13 protein-coding genes and 3 pseudogenes are annotated in these 17,935 nt (G+C 30.7%); 5 read left to right on the forward strand and 11 right to left on the reverse strand.

Features of this window, described 5'->3' with window-relative positions:
- The first annotated feature begins 325 nt into the window (after positions 1-325).
- From queC to NSU06_RS09505, 4 genes are all read left to right on the forward strand, one after another.
- Complete coding sequence (gene queC / locus NSU06_RS09490) at positions 326-1,003, forward strand: 7-cyano-7-deazaguanine synthase QueC (protein ID WP_017175961.1); 678 nt, start codon at positions 326-328, stop codon at positions 1,001-1,003.
- A complete protein-coding gene (gene queD, locus NSU06_RS09495; RefSeq protein WP_017175962.1) occupies positions 1,000-1,419 on the forward strand; it encodes a 6-carboxytetrahydropterin synthase QueD in 420 nt (139 codons plus the stop codon). The genes queC and queD overlap by 4 nt, the downstream gene beginning before the upstream one ends.
- Positions 1,419-2,135, forward strand: a complete 717-nt coding sequence (queE, locus tag NSU06_RS09500) for a 7-carboxy-7-deazaguanine synthase QueE (protein ID WP_017175963.1) — start codon at positions 1,419-1,421, stop codon at positions 2,133-2,135. Before queD ends, queE begins: the two co-directional genes overlap by 1 nt.
- Positions 2,136-2,243: 108 nt before the next feature.
- Positions 2,244-2,852: a hypothetical protein gene (locus NSU06_RS09505; protein ID WP_017175964.1), complete on the forward strand. Its 609-nt coding sequence runs from the start codon at positions 2,244-2,246 to the stop codon at positions 2,850-2,852.
- Between the two features lie 92 nt (positions 2,853-2,944).
- On the opposite strand, the pseudogene NSU06_RS09510 reads toward NSU06_RS09505, so the two are convergent.
- The 9 genes and pseudogenes from NSU06_RS09510 to norA all read right to left on the reverse strand — a co-directional run.
- Positions 2,945-3,880 (reverse strand): annotated as a pseudogene (locus NSU06_RS09510) (glycosyltransferase family 2 protein); the annotation flags it as partial.
- Positions 3,881-4,007: 127 nt separating this feature from the next.
- Positions 4,008-4,847 (reverse strand): aldo/keto reductase, encoded by an 840-nt coding sequence (locus NSU06_RS09515; RefSeq protein WP_017175966.1) that lies wholly within the window; start codon positions 4,845-4,847, stop codon positions 4,008-4,010.
- A 112-nt stretch (positions 4,848-4,959) separates the two neighbouring features.
- Positions 4,960-6,330: a hemolysin family protein gene (locus NSU06_RS09520; protein ID WP_048680802.1), complete on the reverse strand. Its 1,371-nt coding sequence runs from the start codon at positions 6,328-6,330 to the stop codon at positions 4,960-4,962.
- A gap of 835 nt (positions 6,331-7,165) precedes the next feature.
- Positions 7,166-9,136, reverse strand: a pseudogene (locus tag NSU06_RS09525) (PTS fructose transporter subunit IIABC).
- Between the two features lie 5 nt (positions 9,137-9,141).
- Positions 9,142-10,062 carry a 1-phosphofructokinase gene (pfkB, locus tag NSU06_RS09530; protein ID WP_019834923.1) on the reverse strand — a complete coding sequence of 307 codons (921 nt, stop codon included), beginning with the start codon at positions 10,060-10,062 and terminating at the stop codon, positions 9,142-9,144.
- A 10-nt stretch (positions 10,063-10,072) separates the two neighbouring features.
- The gene (locus NSU06_RS09535; protein ID WP_048682600.1) at positions 10,073-10,819 is read right to left on the reverse strand and encodes a DeoR/GlpR family DNA-binding transcription regulator; all 747 of its coding nucleotides are present in this window, start codon (positions 10,817-10,819) and stop codon (positions 10,073-10,075) included.
- 147 nt (positions 10,820-10,966) lie between these two features.
- On the reverse strand, positions 10,967-11,422 hold the full coding sequence (gene ybaK / locus NSU06_RS09540) for a Cys-tRNA(Pro) deacylase (protein WP_172457931.1): 456 nt from the start codon (positions 11,420-11,422) through the stop codon (positions 10,967-10,969).
- 145 nt (positions 11,423-11,567) lie between these two features.
- On the reverse strand, positions 11,568-12,053 hold the full coding sequence (locus tag NSU06_RS09545) for a hypothetical protein (RefSeq protein ID WP_049382110.1): 486 nt from the start codon (positions 12,051-12,053) through the stop codon (positions 11,568-11,570).
- A 167-nt stretch (positions 12,054-12,220) separates the two neighbouring features.
- Entirely contained in the window at positions 12,221-13,384 is a 1,164-nt protein-coding gene (norA, locus tag NSU06_RS09550; protein ID WP_061544168.1) for a multidrug efflux MFS transporter NorA, read from the reverse strand.
- Between the two features lie 384 nt (positions 13,385-13,768).
- On the opposite strand from norA, the gene NSU06_RS09555 reads away from it, so the two are divergent.
- Entirely contained in the window at positions 13,769-14,386 is a 618-nt protein-coding gene (locus tag NSU06_RS09555) for a DUF1361 domain-containing protein (RefSeq protein WP_019834919.1), read from the forward strand.
- A 117-nt stretch (positions 14,387-14,503) separates the two neighbouring features.
- On the opposite strand, the pseudogene NSU06_RS09560 reads toward NSU06_RS09555, so the two are convergent.
- Positions 14,504-15,787 (reverse strand): annotated as a pseudogene (locus NSU06_RS09560) (cryptochrome/photolyase family protein); the annotation flags it as partial.
- On the reverse strand, positions 15,784-17,454 hold the full coding sequence (locus tag NSU06_RS09565; RefSeq protein ID WP_151520982.1) for an IS1182 family transposase: 1,671 nt from the start codon (positions 17,452-17,454) through the stop codon (positions 15,784-15,786). The pseudogene NSU06_RS09560 and the gene NSU06_RS09565, both read right to left, overlap by 4 nt.
- Positions 17,455-17,935: the final 481 nt, after the last annotated feature.

Below are 17,935 nucleotides of genomic sequence, written 5' to 3' on the forward strand. Positions count from 1 at the left end.
TTTCCAACCTTCAAAATAATATATTAAAATACAATTTTATATAAGCGCTTTTTTTAATATTCTATAAACTAGCACTTGATTTTAAGATATGAATATATTAAGCTATCTATCGTATAATTCGAATATAAAGAGGTTCCTAGCTGAAACCCTCTATAAAAAACTAGACCTTTGTAGAAATATTTATATAAGCTTTTTAATGTACATATGTTCTACATCTTTTAAGTCTATCTTTTTATAGAGATAGGCTTTTTTTATATTTTATATCCAATGTTTTCATTCTATTTCATCATAAATTAAAAATATTAACTTTTAAAGGAGAAACGTTATGCCAAACAGTGTTTTGAATTCTGAAAAAGCAATTGTTGTGTTTAGTGGTGGTCAAGATAGTACAACCTGTCTTTTCTACGCCAAAAGACATTTTAAAGAGGTTGAACTTGTCACATTCAATTATGGGCAAAGACATAATACAGAAATCGAAGTAGCTTCTAAAATAGCAAAAGATCAAGGGTTGAAACACCATATTTTAGACATGTCTTTACTATCTCAACTTACTCCAAATGCATTAACAAAACATGACATGAAAATTGAGACAGGAGAAGATGGTATACCAAATACTTTTGTACCTGCTCGTAATTTATTATTCTTGTCATTTGCTGGAGCTCTTGCTTATCAAGTGAATGCGAAACACATCATTACGGGTGTATGTGAAACAGACTTCTCTGGTTACCCAGATTGCCGAGATAGTTTTATTAAATCTATGAATGTCACACTTAGTTTATCTATGGATAGAGACTTTGTTATTCATACACCCTTAATGTGGTTAGATAAAACGCAAACTTGGGAACTCAGTGATGAATTAGGTGTCCTCGATTATGTGCGCCACAATACGCTTACATGCTACAACGGTATTATTGGAGATGGATGCGGAGAATGTCCAGCTTGTAAATTAAGACAACGTGGACTTCATCAATATTTAGAACAAAAAGGAGATGCGTCATTATGATACAACAAGTTTATCCTACAGTGAATCACCCTTATACATTTGAATTAAATAAAGATTTCAATTTTTCTGCGGCACATTTTATTCCTAGTGAAGATGCTGGAAAATGCATGAGAACACATGGACATACTTATTTTGTTAACTTAACTATTGTTGGAGATACACTCGACCATAATGGATTTTTAATTAATTTTAGTGAATTAAAACGATTGGTCCATGACCAATTTGATCACTATTTATTAAATGATTTACCTCAATTTAAAGATAAAAGTCCTTCTACTGAAATTGTGGCACAGACAATTTTTGAAATCGTACAAGCTCATCTTAACGAGTATGACAATAAACCTAAATGTGTACAAGTGTATTTACGTGAAACACCATCAAGTTATGTTGTCTATCGTCCAAAGGAGAATAAATAATGCCTTCAAAAATACCAGTTTTAGAAATTTTTGGTCCTACTATTCAAGGAGAAGGACGAGTTATAGGACGAAAAACAATGTTTGTCCGCACAGCAGGATGCGATTATCGTTGTAGTTGGTGCGATTCCGCCTTTACGTGGGATGGTAGCGCTAAAGATGATATAGAGTTATTAACTGCTCAAGACATTTATGATCGTTTAAAAGAAATTGGCGGTAATCAATTTGATCATGTCACTATTTCTGGAGGTAACCCTGCATTAATCAAAGGAATTCAAGATTTAGTAGATTTATTTGAAGAAAAAAATATTTTTACGGCATTAGAAACCCAAGGCAGTAAATTTCAACCTTGGATGCGACAAATTAACGATTTAACAATTAGTCCTAAACCGCCTAGCTCTAATATGGTGCCTAATTTAGAAATATTAGATGATGTCATAGAACAATGTATACCATCAACATTGAACTTGAAAGTAGTTGTTTTTGATAAAGAAGATTATCAATTTGCTAGAATGATTCATCATCGTTATCCTAATATTCCATTTTATTTGCAAGTAGGAAACCCTTATTTAGATGATGATGTTGAACATCATACCGAAAAATTACTTGGTCGCTATGAAACCCTTGTAGACACAGTAATGAATAGCAGTGATATGAATCACGTGTATGTTTTACCTCAGTTACATACATTGTTATGGAGTAATAAGAAAGGTGTATAATTAGTAAATTATAATAGAATATTATTTATTAAGTGTTTTGAAATGATTAAGTTTATTTTAATTGCTATAATATTTTAATGAACTACACACACGTGATAGGAGTACACCATGATTATATATGTATTTATTAATATAGCCATTACAATATGTGTTCTGGGTTTTGATTTATATCGGCATCATTTCAAACAACTAACGTTTAACTCCGTTCTATTATCCATTGTTATCAATGCTATTATTAATAGTATTGTGATTGAAAAGTTCAATTTTATAACATTTGCTTCAATTATATTTTTCTTAAGTTGGACAATCTTACAATATTATTTAAATCGTAAACATATATACTTAATGATTTCAGAGTATAAATCTCTTGCATTCATTTTTGCAATTATGATTAGTTGCTCATTATTTATCACTTTTGAATCTAGCGATCAATCAGTCTATATGTCTATCCCTTATTTAGCTCCAGCTATATTTATCGTAGGCTTAAGCATTGATTTCATAAGTACTTTTTCAAAAAATGAAATGAATCATCTTAAATTTTTGAGTAAGCTACAACATCCTATTATGATTGGTCATACAATTATTATTATTTCAATTATACTTTTGACCTTATTAACGTCATTTTGGTATATCTTCATAATTATTTATGCTTTATTTGATATATATTTATTGTGGCAACTCAAACATAATCATATTGAAAATGACTTAAAAAAATAAACATGTAAGAAGCTATGATGTAAGAGCTTTTACATGTTTATTTTTTATTGATAAATTTTTTCTTTTTCTGCAACTACTTTTTCAATAGGTGCTTTTAAATTGGAAGCTTCTACAATATATTTTGGTCTTTGTTTTACTTCGTAATAAATTCGCCCAATATATTCGCCAACTACACCAATAGACATTAACTGAATGCCACCTAATAACAATACAGCTGCTATTGTTGTAAAGTAACCCGGATGATTAATTCCATTCATTAAAATGCCTATTAACAAATAAATAATATAAATGATGCTTAATCCAAAGATAAACATTCCAAGATATATCATTGCTCTCAGTGGTTTATTATTAAATGATATTAATCCATCAATCCCATAATTTAATAACTTGGTAAAAGTCCATTTAGATTCTCCAGCTTCTCGTTCTACATTTTTATAAGTAAAAATCTTTGTATTATATCCTATCCATTCAAATAACCCTTTAGAAAATCGATTATATTCATTTAATGAAACAATCGATTTAACTGCACGTTGACTTAATAATCGAAAATCTCCTACACCATCACTAAATTTAATATCTTCGACAAAGCTATTAATGAGCTTATAGTACAACTTTGACATTGTTTTACGTGCAACATTTTCACCACTACGATCTCGTTTAGCGACAACTTGATCAAACCCTTGTTGATACATTTCAACCATTTTAGGTATAAATTCCGGAGGATGTTGTAAATCTCCATCAATCATTACGACTGCATCAAAATTCACACTGTGTTGAAAACCAGCAATCATTGCTGCTTCTTTACCAAAATTTCGACTGAAAGAAATATATTTAACATGTTCATCGTATTCCGCTAAATGTTGTATATGCTCAATCGTATTATCTTTACTACCGTCATCAATAAATAACAAGTCATAATAATAACGACGAGTTTTACTATTCTCCGTCAAAATTTCAGTCAATCTATCGTAAGTTTTTTTTACGACTTTACCTTCATTGAAGCAAGGTATAATGACTCTGATTTTCATCTAATTACATCCTTTTCTACATTCTTTCCAATATTGTATCAATAAAATCAATAAACATTCTACTAATAACCATGTAATTAACAAATAATTAACATTAATTCCAGCTTTTGTAATAATTTAAACTATATTATTTTAAATCACCTATTGCTACATCATCTGGATCTTTACCTTGACGTGCATTTCTATTTAAACTATCAATTTCCGCAATCTCAGTAAGTTCTAAATTAAAGTCAAAAATATCATAATTTTCACGAATACGAGATGGCGTTTTTGATTTAGGAATAATAATTCTGTCATGGGCTAGATGCCAACGTAATACAATTTGTGCTGGTGTTTTGTCATATTGTTCTGCTAATTTTGTAATTACTGGATCATCTAATAATCCTCGATTTCTCATAAGTGGCATCCAAGCTGTAACAGTAATATCATGTTTATCACAATAATCTTGTACATCTTGTTGATTAAAATAAGGATGAACTTCTATTTGATTAATTTGAGGTACAATAGTTGTCTCTTTCATCAAAGTTTCTAAGTGATGGGGTTTAAAGTTACATACACCAATCGCTTTAATTTTACCTTCATTATATAATTTTTCTAATGCTTTATAAGATTCAATATATAAGCCATCTTTTTCACATGGCCAATGAATTAAATATAAATCTAAGTAATCCAATCCTAAGTTTTCTAAAGATTTATTAAAATATTCTAATGTATTATCATATCCTTGATAATCATTCCATAATTTAGAAGTAATAAATACGTCTTCTCTTGCAATATCACTGTTGTTTAAAGCTTTACCTAGTGCTTGTTCATTACCGTAAAAATAAGCAGTATCAAATGCACGATATCCCGCTTCTAATGCTGTTTGTACTGCGGTTTCCATCTCATCATCTTCCATTTTATAAACACCTAGTCCTACTTTAGGCATTGGGTAACCATTATTTAACACTTGTGTATCATTTATCATTTGTGCCACATCCTATTCAATATAATTTCTCAACTAAAAAATAGCATAACTTAATTTCTTTTACGCATACAAATAAAGACACTTAGGTTTACATACCCAAGTGCCTTTATTTTTATTCATCCGATTCATGTTTGTGATCGTGATTTTCTTCTTCCTCTTCATCACTAATCACAGGTCTTGTTTCATTAAATTGGTATTTAAGTACAACCCATACCAATTGATGATTATCCATTTCAGAAACAATCCATCGATCGTATTTTGTATCTATATAATCTTCAACTTGAAGATTAGTATTGTGTGCTTGTAACCATCCACCAATTGTATCGATATCTTCAGAATCTTCAAAAGTGATATCAAATTTTTCATGTAAATCATCAAGTAAGACACGTCCGTTAATTTGATACATATCTTCCTCTAATTTAACAATATCATTTATTTCATCGTCATCAAATTCATCTCTGATTTCACCGACAATCTCTTCAAGAATATCTTCCATTGTTAGAATACCAGCAGTACCACCATATTCGTCAATAATAAGACTAATATGAACATGTTCACGTTGCATTGAAACTAATGCATCGCTAATACGAGTTGTTTCTGAAATCATAGGTAATTCATGAATATAATTAGAGATTTTAATTGTTTTACCTGAAGCATATTCTGTTAAAAATTCTTTTACATTAATAAAACCTTTTATATGGTCTTTATCCCCATCTTCAGTAATTGGATAACGTGTAAATTGATGTTCTTTAATCGTTTCAAGTAATTCGTCAACATTAAATGGTTCGTTTAACGTTACCATTTGTGTACGTGGAACCATGATATCTTTCGCATGTCTTTCGTCAAATGAAAAGATATTTTGCATGTAATTCAGTTCTGTTTGATTAATTTCTCCACCATTATAACTATTATTAATAATAATTTTAATTTCTTCCTCAGACATTGCATCTGCTTGCGCATCAGGATTAACACCAAGCATTCTAATAATTACTCGTGCCGAACCATTCATTAACCATATTAATGGTTTCATGACATTACCAAAATAATATAATGGTCTAGCATAAGTTAATGCTAATTTTTCAGTATGTTGTATTGCTATTGATTTAGGTGCTAACTCACCTAACACTACATGTAAATAAGTTACAACAATAAACGAAATCACAAATGAAATGGTTGTAGTTACTGCACTTGGCAAATGTAATATATTAAAAAGTGGATGTAATAGTTTTTCGAATGTCGGTTCACCTAACCAACCTAAACCTAAAGATGTAACTGTAATACCAAGTTGACAAGCTGATAAATAATAATCAAGATTAGCAATCATCTTTTTAACAATTTTTGCACTTCCATTACCTTCATCAGCAAGTTGTTCAATTCGTGTTGAACGTACTTTTACTAATGCAAATTCAGATCCAACGAATACAGTTGTTAAAGCGATTAATAGAAAAAATATTACTAAATTAATTATGGTCACTGTTTCCAATTAGTTCCCTATTTCTAGGGATTCACCTCCAAATATTATGTGTCTCTAATGAGTAACACGAATTTAATACGTCATACTTATCACCGTTATAAAAGCATGTTAAGACCTTCCCATCAAGACACCCCCAAAAAAATGTATTACTTTAATTTTACCATATTTCTATACTAAATGGTTAAATAAGAATAAGAAAGCTTTTAACATTTAAAATCATTTAAAAAGCATTATATACTGATTTTCTTCCTACTATTTCATATATACTTCAATGGTCCTTGTAATAAATTTTTAAGAAAATCAGAAAAACGATATATGAGGGATTTTTTAATTAAGCACTATAAAAGTGCAATAATAGTCCAAGATGGTTATTTGTTTCTTAAACTCAAATTCTCATTTAAAACTAATCTATAGTAATAGTCAAGTATATATATCGCTATATCTTTTTAATTACATATTAACTATATAATAAAAGATTGGACAGAATTCGTTAATCTCCTCGATAATGTAACCCCAGCTTTCGTTGAACGTTGGGTTTCTCAGGAAACCCTTTTTGCTGAGGCCCCAACCCCAGCTTTCGTTGAACGTTGGGTTTCTCAGGAAACCCTTTTTGCTGAGGCCCCAACCCCAGCTTTCGTTGAACGTTGGGTTTCTCAGGAAACCCTTTTTGCTGAGGCTCCAATCCAAATTTCTTTGAATATTGCCTTTTTTACAAAGATCTCGATGCTAGTATTCCTTAAAATAGCTTTGAGGCAACACGTTTTCGATTCAATTAACAAATATTAATATATAAAAAATGCCTGAGACAACTCATTATGTCTCAGGCTCATTAAACCAATGTTGATTATTCATCCATAGATTCTGAAGCTTTAATTTCTTGTTCTGTTAATTTTGGTTTCAGTAAACCATAAAGTACTGCTGAAACAAGTGTACCTATAATTAAAGCAATGATAGTTTGGATGATATGACTAAAGTCTGTTGCTGCTATAACGATGATACCACCATGTGGTGCATTAATTCTTGAACCAAGTCCTAATGCAATCGCTCCAGCAACACCTGAACCGACCATCATTGATGGAATCACACGTAATGGGTCAGCAGCTGCAAAAGGTATAGCACCTTCTGTAATAAATGATAGACCCATAACATAGTTAGGTACGATTGAGCCACGTTGCTCTTTTGTAAATTTACGTTTAAAGATAAACATTGCTGTGGCAATTGCCAATGGTGGAATCATACCACCAACCATTGCTGCTGTTATTGGTGCAGCATTACCTTCAGTTAAAGCTGCTGTCGCAAATACATAGGCCGCTTTATTGAATGGACCTCCCATATCAATTGCCATCATAGCTCCAATAACTAGTCCTAATAGCATAATGTTAGAACCAGATAAACTATTTAAACCATTTAATAATAGATTGTTTAACCATGCTGCAGGTGGATTAAATACATAAATCATTAATAATCCAGTAATCGTCACACTTAATAGTGGATAAATTAATGTTGGTTTTAAACCTTCAACTGCTTGAGGTAAATTACGAGTAATATATTTGATACCTTGTGTTAAATAACCCGCTAAGAAACCAGCAATAATACCACCGATAAATCCAGAGCCACCAGAAATTGCTAACATACCGCCAACTAGGCCAGCTGCAAAACCTGGTTTATCTGCAATACTACGAGAAATGAAACCAGCTAAGATTGGAATAATTAATGCAAAGGCACTCTTATTACCAATATTCCACAATTGTTCTGCAAACGCATTATGTTCAGGGCTTTTTGGATCAAATGAGTTGGCACCAAATAAGAATACAATCGCCATTAAGATACCACCAGCAATAACAAGTGGTAACATATTAGAAACACCATTCATTAAGTGTTAATAAAATGCTTTACCTGGACTTAATTTTTCATCATTACTATCTTTATCTGTATTTCTTTGTCCACCATGTGCTTTAAATGGTTTTCTACTTGTATCAAGTGCTGTATTGATTAACTCTTCAGGACGTTTAATCCCGTCTGCTACTGGAACCTCAACTACATTTTTACCATCGAAACGATCTGTTTCTACATGAACATCGGCAGCTACAATAATCCCAGTTGCACGTTCAATATCTTGTTGAGTTAAATGGTTTTTAATACCACTTGAACCATTTGTTTCAACTTTTATTTTAACTCCCATTTTTTCTGCTTGTTTTTTCAAAGCATCACGGGCCATATACGTATGTGCAATACCTGTTGGACACGCTGTTACAGCTAAAACGTAAGATTCGTTAGCATTATCATTCGCTGATGCACCAGTTGTTGCTTGTGCTTCAGCCTCTTGCTCTTGAGCTTCTTTTTCTTCTTCTTTAGTCGCTTCGTCATCAGCATTATCAATAATACGAAGTATTTCTTCTTCTGAATTAGCCTGTAATAAATTTTCTCTTACTTTATCGTCCATTAAAATACCTGACAATTTAGCTAATGCATCTAAATGTGTTTGTGCACCACCCTCTGGCGCTGCAATCATAAAGAATAAATGTGCAGGTTGGCCATCTAAACTTTGATAGTCCACACCTTCTTTTGATTTACCAAAAGCAATCGCAGGTGATTTCACTGCTGCTACTTTAGCATGTGGAATGGCTATTCCTTCACCAATTCCCGTTGTGCTTTGTGACTCACGATTATGAATCGCTTCCTTAAATTGAGCTATATCACTTAATTTACCAGCTGAATCTAATTGATTAACTAATTCATCAATGACGCCATTTTTATCACTAGCTGATAAATCCATAGCAATTGTTTCTTTAGTAAGTAATTCTGTTATTCTCATCTCTATCACTCCCCATCAAGTACAGAAATTGTAACTTGTGACTTGATTTTTTCTATATCTTCTTTTAATGCTAAGTCATCATTAAATGCTGTAGCCGTACCTGAAGCTACTGCTTGGCGAAATGCTTCTTCAAGTGAGAGTCCCGACTCAAGACCCGCTACCATACCTGCAACTGTACTGTCACCAGATCCTACTGTATTTACAACTTCACCTTTAGGATTTTGGGCTTTAATACTTCTTGTCTCATCAACATATATGGCACCATCTCCACCTAAAGAAATAATGACAGATTGAGATCCATTTTTTACTATTTCTCTACCATACTTAACGACATCTTGATCAGATTTAATTGTGACATCAAACATTTCTTCTAATTCATCTTTATTCGGTTTAATAAATAAAGGATGATATTCTAACACTGTATTAACTAAATCTCTTTCAGCATCCACTACTAATTTTGCACCTGTTTCTTGAGTGATTTTTGCAATTTGAGCATAAGCATCACTCGGAATACTTTTTGGAACACTTCCTGCTACAATGACAGTGTCCTCTTTAGAAGTATGTCTAATCTGATTTAATAATGCTTCAAACTGATCAGAAGTCACATTCGGACCAGGTGCATTAATTTCAGTTTCATCGCCAGATTTTAATTTAACATTAATACGAGTATCTTCATTTACTTTAATAAACTCCGTATTAATATCGCTTTGTTCCAAGATACTAGAAATAAATTCCCCAGGAAAACCTCCAGCAAATCCTAATGCCGTAGACGAAACATCTAAGGTTTTCAACACGCGAGAAACATTAATACCTTTTCCTCCAGCAAATTTGTATGTTTCTCTAGCTCTATTAAGTCCTTTTAGCTCAAATCCATCAGTAAACATGATGTAATCAATAGAGGGATTAAATGTCACTGTATATATCATAATTAACCTCCTAAAAATGGTATTTCTCTTTGTATTCGTTGTAGCGATTATGATGACGTAATTGCTCAGATACGATGTACTCAACATGGCAAGATTTGGTTGAGACATGCGCAAAATATATTTCATCTAATTTTGAATGGTCTAATAAAACATAAGATGTGGTTGCTTGATGTATTGCTCTTTCTTTAATTAATGCTTCTTTTTCATCCGGTGTGGTTAATCCATGATTCAAATCTAAGCCATTCATACCTATGAAAGCTTTATCAAAACAATAACGTCTTAAAACTTCAAGGGCACTTGCTCCTACAGTAGCAAAAGTGGTAGCTTTTACTTCTCCACCAATCATCAAAGTTTTAATACCTCGCTGAAGTAATCTTTCAACGTGAGACAATCCGTTTGTAACCACTACGATATCTTGTGCTTTTATAAATGGAATCATCTCAATTGTAGAAGAACCTGCATCCATAAAAATACAATCATTATCTTCAATGAGCAAAGCTGCCTTTCTTCCAATTTCTTTTTTTTCTTTTAGATTTGTAGACAGTTTTTCAGATAAAATGGGTTCTTGATTTCTATGACTATTAAGTGTCGCACCACCATGAACACGTTGAAGACGTCCAAGTTGTTGTAACTTTGATAAATCTCTTCTTATAGTTGAAGCACTACAACCTGTTCGTTCAATTAACTCTTGGAGTGATAAAAAATCTTTTTTCTTAAGTTCTTGTAAAATTAAACTTTGTCGTTTTTCAGAGATCATCTTTAACACTCCTTTACAACTTTTATTATAGTGTTCGCGCTTACATATTTCAATCAAAAATTATCAAAAACGTTCAAAAACGTTCAAAAAATCGAAAAATTAACAGAGTGTTCACAATGTATATCATTGCTCACTCTGCTAATACATTTAATGTTGAGTAATACGCGCTGTTTGTGCCTGTGTAACTGCAATTAAATCATTAGGTTCAAGTATAATTTGCATGCCTCGTTGACCACCACTCACATTGATTTTGTCTCGTGATAAAGCTGACTCATCAATAATCGTTGGAAACGAATGTTTCATTCCTATTGGAGAACACCCTCCTCTTATATAACCAGTAACTTTTTTTAAATCATCCATCGGCATCAAATTAAGTTTCTTTTCACCTATGACATGTGCCGCTTCTTTTAAGTCTAATGTTTCACTGACTGGTATAACACATACAAAATGATCATGATTAGCATTTTCTAATACTAATGTTTTATAAACGTCTTTCACATTCGCATGCACTAATTCCGCAATTGTTTCTCCATCTAAATGTTCTTCACCTATTTCAAATGTATTTACTGAATAATTAATCTTGGCTCTATCAAGCATTCTCATTGCATTAGTTTTCTTATGTTTCAATGTAACACCTCATTTATCTTCTTTATATATCCCATTTTACTACTCTTTTTGACTAATAAAAAATAGAGTAAGATAGAAATCTTTAGATTTCACTTTCCTACTCTAATCTTACTTTACATTTTTATTTAACATTATTTACAGAAATGATCTCAACTTTACCCATTTTATTAATTGTTATATCTTCAGCTTTTTTGTTTTTTGGATACGCTTCAAAAGTGATGGATTGATTAGTTTCATTCAAACGCTCTAACTTTACAGGCTCTTTATAATTTTGTTGCATATAATTTTCAGCTATCGTTTTACATTCCTCTGTTGAATATAAATATTTTTCTTGAGCTTTCTCATTTAACCTATAGTTAACGTTTTGATTTTGACGAATGTCTGCTTTGCGTTGTGTTTGATCTTTCTCAGAAGCTTCGGCGGTGTGATTGCTGTTTATATTTAATATATTTTCAGTTTCGACAATACTTCCAACTTTTGAAAAAGTAGAAATTGTTCGATGTACCTTAGCTAAGGCATTTTGATTCGTTGCGATAAATAATAGAAATGCCAAACAAATTGATAAAATGATAGCTACCACACTTAACAATATATTTTTTAAATTCATCTCCTTACCCACACTTCTCTTTGAATTTTTTTATATCTTAACATACAAATATAGATAAAATAATTCAATAGAAGGCAATTTAAAATAATTGTAATCTTTGTAACAGTTATATTACCTAACGACTTTTTATTGTTACATTTCTATTATATAAAATATATAAAACTTATTTAATCACATCCGCTACGATTTAACTTTAAATTTTTCTCTATGAAAATAATTACTATCCCAAATAACATTACAATAATAGACATATATAAAGGAAATTCAATATTAACATCAAATAATGAACCTGCTACCAATGGGCCTACAAAATTACCCATACTTGTAAATGTAGAATTAAGTCCTCCAGCAAAACCTTGTCGATTACCCGCTATATTTGAATAATAATTAGTTAGCGCTGGTCGAATTAAATCAAATCCAATAAAGACAATAAAACTAATTAACATAATTGACCAGTAACTATGAGCGATTATAAGACTAAATATAACAATGACAGAATATAATAATGCCCAAGTAATAAATGTAAGTTCAGTGGTATATCTCATAAATTTATCAAAAAAGAAAATTTGGAATACTGCTCCTGCAACACCACCACCTACAATAGCAATTGAAATATCGCCAGGTGCGTAGTTTGCTTTCGCTGAAGTATATAGAGAAAATAACGTCTCAAAAGAAGACAAACCAAAAGCAAGTACAAACGTTAAGATAATTGGAGTAATAAAAACACCCCATTGAATTTTAGAAAGTTCTTTTGTTTCAAAGTGAATATGATGACTTTCCACTGTATTTTGTGGTTGTCGAATCAATATTACAGATATAACAAACGCCATAACACCTAGTGCACCTGCAAAATAAAATGGAAGACGATGTGATACTTCTGCTAAAAAACCACCAATTCCTGGTCCTAAAATAAAACCAGAGTTAATAATTGCAGACATATAACCAAAATTTTTTGCTTTATCTTTAGCTTTAGAAATATCTGCAATCATTCCTGTTACACCAGGCATTACCATCCCTGCACTAAAACCTCCAAGTATTCTTGATACTATTAGAAGTATAAAAGAATGACTCATAGCAAATAAGAACTCAGAGATCGTAAAAAATACTAATCCTAAACAAATAATTAATTTTTTACCCAATTTATCAGCTAAACTTCCTCCAAAAGGAGAAATAATCATTTGGGACAATGAGAAAATGGCTACTAAAATTCCTAAATCGCTTCCTTTTAATCCTAAATCTTTCAAATATACTGGAAGAACAGGAATAACAAGGCCAATTCCAACGAATATTAAAAATATATTAAAATATAATGTAAATAATTGCTTTTTCATATAAGACCACCTCTCTTTTATCTATAATTAAATACTCTTAATGAAATTCATCTAATTCATATTCTGAGAAAAGTTAAAAATTCTAAATTTTTCATTTAGATACTATTATATATTATTTTTTATTTTAAAATATACCATCTTACTTACTTAATAGTTATTCAAAGTATTTTACATTTATGTTATTTATAATCAAATTATCTTAATGATACATATGACATCACGTATTTAAAATTATTGAGATTCTTTTCTTACAGATTACACATCCATTTTACAATTATTAATGCTTCTCTAACTTTAATTATTCTACCTTCTTTTTTCTTGATTACTTCGCCTTTAACCTTTACTATAATAATTCAACTAAATCGTTAGAAAGTAGTGCATATTATGACTTCACGTTATATTGCAAGAATCTATTTTATTATTCTTTTTGTAATATCTTTATTTGAAACACGTGTATTTAACTTTGTAAGCTTGAATTTATTTTTAGCTTACATTCCACTTGAATTATGTTTCTTATTAGATTTATTTAAACCTAGAAAAAAATTTGAATGGCCTATATTTATTATTTTTGCTCTTATTTTTATTTTATTAGTACCCAATACATTTTATATGGTTACTGATCTTATTCATCTTAATCAGTTTACATTTGATTTTTACGTTCAACTTAATTTAACAGAATGGTTATACTTTACTTTCTTACTGTTAAGTGTATTTTTTGCGATTTATTGCATGGCTCTCATATTTGTTCATTTATCTCATTTCACTTCAAAGCTATGGTTAAATCGATGTTTATTAATAACACTTATGTTTTTAAATGGTTTAGGAATATTTATGGGTAGATTTTTGAGATTTCATACTGTTCATTTAATTACCCGTCCCTTTACTATTATCACAGAAGTCATTCGTGCCTTAAATGGTAGTAGTTTAATATTTATTTCATTAATGATGCTACTTCAATTTGTCATTTTATTATTCATTAAAGGGATAAGAATGGCACATTGATATATTTCTATTTAATACAGTTTATTCATGTAGAAAAATTTTATAAGACGTTTAGTTATGTATTTAAAAAAGCTAGGGGTTGAAACATGAACTCAATGTGAACTCTGTTTCCTTCCCCTAGCTCTTTTTATATATATTTTTAAATATTGTCATCACATATTCGCGCGCAACTTTATGATCTACAATTGGTTTAGGATAATCTTCACCTAATTGTATTCCTTTTTTTACTAATTGTGTTTGATATTGAAATGGGTGATGTAAGAATTTTGCGGGCACATTATCGAATATAGGAATATATTTTTTGATATATAAAGCGTCTTTATCAAAACGTTCACTTTGTCTAGTAGGATTAAACATCCTAAAATACGGCACAGCATCTGTCCCAGTTGAAGCTGACCATTGCCAACCATGTACATTTGAAGCTGCATCATAATCGATTAATTTTTTTCTAAAATAATCTTCGCCCCAAGCCCAATCAATAAACAAATCTTTAGTTAAAAATTGAGAGACTACCATCCGCATGCGATTATGCATAAATCCTGTCTCATTTAATTCATTCATAGCAGCATCAATAATAGGAAAACCAGTTTTACCTTCACACCAGCGATTAAACTCTTCTTTGTTATAAGACCATTGTATAGTACGGTATTTTTCATTAAATGCTTCATGTGCACTATGAGGATATTGAGCCATAAGAACATAATAAAACTCACGAAACATTACTTCTCTAATAAAACTTTCGTAATTATTTTCATTTTCCTCATATCGTTCTAATAAATCTGTAATAATTTGTTTAATATCTATCAGACCATATGCTAGAGCAATACTCAATTGACTAGTGAGTACTTCTGGAAGATACTCTCTATCCTTTTTATAGTTTTGAATACTATGATTTAAATAATCCTGCCAATTGTTTAACGCTTGATCTTCTGATTGTCCATCATGATGATAATCATTAGTTATAGTTTGTTGTGATTGGCTACATTTATTAGCGATATCACTTAAATGATATTGATACGAAGAATGCTGTCTAAGTTTTGAACGGTGTGCTTTATAAAAACTTGTAAATACTTTATATGGTTGTCCTTGCTGATTCATCGTGTTACTTGGCTTAAAATAATGATTAACGTTAATAGTTATTACGGATATATCGTGCTTTTTAAACGCTTGTTTTAAGTGTCGAATATCATATCTTTCTTGATGATAACTCATGATATCGCCCTCCATAACTATTTCTTTAATATCATGTTCAGTACAAAACATACCTAGTTCACTGTAATTGATGACATATGGCTCTATATGATGTTCTTTCAACTGATATAAAAATTTTTCTAAAGTGCCATAATAATAGTTTGCTTTTTTATCTGTACCTTCCTCTTCAAATGTTTCCTTAGGAATTATAGAGTTCGGGACATAAAGTATCTGGATAAGTGAAAAAAGACAATTTCTATTGAAATAATATAGAAATTGTCTTTTTTATAATTTTTTTGATTATTTTCAGCTCGTTGAGCTGTTACTTTTCTTATATTAAGTGCCATTAGCACAAATCCTAGTTCTCTTTTGGCTTTATTTATCCCTCGAACGGACATTCGAGTGAAACCCAAAATAGCCTTCATAAATCCAAAAACAGGCTCCACATCAATTTTTCTTTGACTGTAGATGGTTTTTATTTTTGGTTCTGAAAGCTTTTTATTAATTTGGGCTTTAAAATATTCCCAATTATAATTTTTCATTATTTTTTTATTCGTTTTTGAATTGTATTTCATGCATTGGTGTCTCAGAGGACATTCTGAACAATCATCACATTCATATAATTTGAAGTCTCTCTTAAACCCATATTTATCATGCCGATAGGCATATCTTTTAAAACCCAATCGCTTATTGTTTGGACAAATATATTCATCGTTAATTTCGTCATAATCCCAATTTTGAGTGTTAAAGATGTCGCTTTTATATTTTTTAGTTTTATCTTTTATAAACATACCGTAGGTTATAAGTGGTATTCGATTAAAATCATCTATAATTGCCATATAATTGGGCTCGCTACCATAACCTGCATCAGCTACAATATATTCAGGTAAATGACCGTAGGTCTCTTGAATTGAATTTAAAAATGGTATCATCGTTCTTGTATCAGTCGGATTTTGATACACATTATAAGATAAAACGAATTGAGAATTTGTCGCTATTTGTAAATTATAACCTGGCTTGAGTTGTCCATTTTTCATATGATCTTCTTTCATTCTCATAAATGTGGCATCATGATCTGTTTTAGAATAACTATTTCTATCCTTTAAAATAGATTTTTGGACGTCGTATTTATACTTTCGCCCAGAGTAATCATTAATTTGCTTTTTATATTGTTTAATTTTAGTTCTTTTGAGCCGTATTTGTTTTCTTATTTTAGTACATTTTTCATTATCGATATGTTGATTTAAATCTTCGATTTCTTTATCCAAATGACTACCAATCAAATCTATTTCTTCCTTTGTTAAGTCATTATCGTGATCTTTTTTAATCTCAGGTATAATTTTATTTGTTACCAATTCGTGATAGAGTGCTTTAGAATCTTCATTCATCTTTGTCTCATGGTTTTGAATACTTTTTTTCCATACAAATGTATATCGATTGGCATTCGCCTCAACTTTCGTACCATCAATAAAAATGGTTTGATCATCTATAAGATGTTGTTTCAAACACTGACTATGAAATTGAATAAATAATGATTCTAATAAAGCATCTACTTTTGGATTGACTCTAAATCGATTAATCGTTTTATAAGAAGGCTTTTGATTTTGTGATAACCACATCATCCGGATGCTATCATTAAGTAATTTTTCTATCTTACGTCCTGAAAACACAGATTGTGTGTAGGCATATAGAATGACTTTTAACATCATTTTGGGATGGTATGAGGTTGCACCACGATGATGTCTGAATTCATCGAATTCAGTTTTAGGAATTGTTTCTACAATATCATTGACATGTCGTGAAATATCATTTGTGGGGATAAGAACTGAAGTTTCCAATGGTAGAGTAAGTTGAGTCATGTTATAATCTTTATACATAAGGCACCTCGTTAATTTAGTTTAGTGACATTTATTAAATTATACGAAAGTGCCTTATTTTTTTAAAGTATTTCAATGTAAAATTACATATAAATACAAAGTATTTTGGCGAGACTCTTGAGGGAACAGGACAAGTTGAAGACTACAGGCTGAAGCTGTCCCCTAAGAAAACGAGCCAACAATACGTAGTATTGTAAATAAAGAAGCCAGTAAATGAATTTATAATAAACTCATTTACTGGCTAATTTGTTAGAAATTATGTCCCAGCCTCTTTGTTGATTAATATATTCGAATAATGGATTATTATTTATTCTAAATACTCTATTGAGAATGACGCCAATATTCATACTTTCACTCCTAGCCTGAGGATTTGTTAATAATTTAACTACCCTATTTATCTTAAAATTAAAAGGAGTGACTACAGAATTCAATACAAATTCTAAAGTGACTCCTTTTACTTGATTTATATGAGGTGATTCAT

Source organism: Staphylococcus sp. FSL W8-1270 (assembly GCF_038007165.1).
Lineage (GTDB): Bacteria > Bacillota > Bacilli > Staphylococcales > Staphylococcaceae > Staphylococcus > Staphylococcus hominis.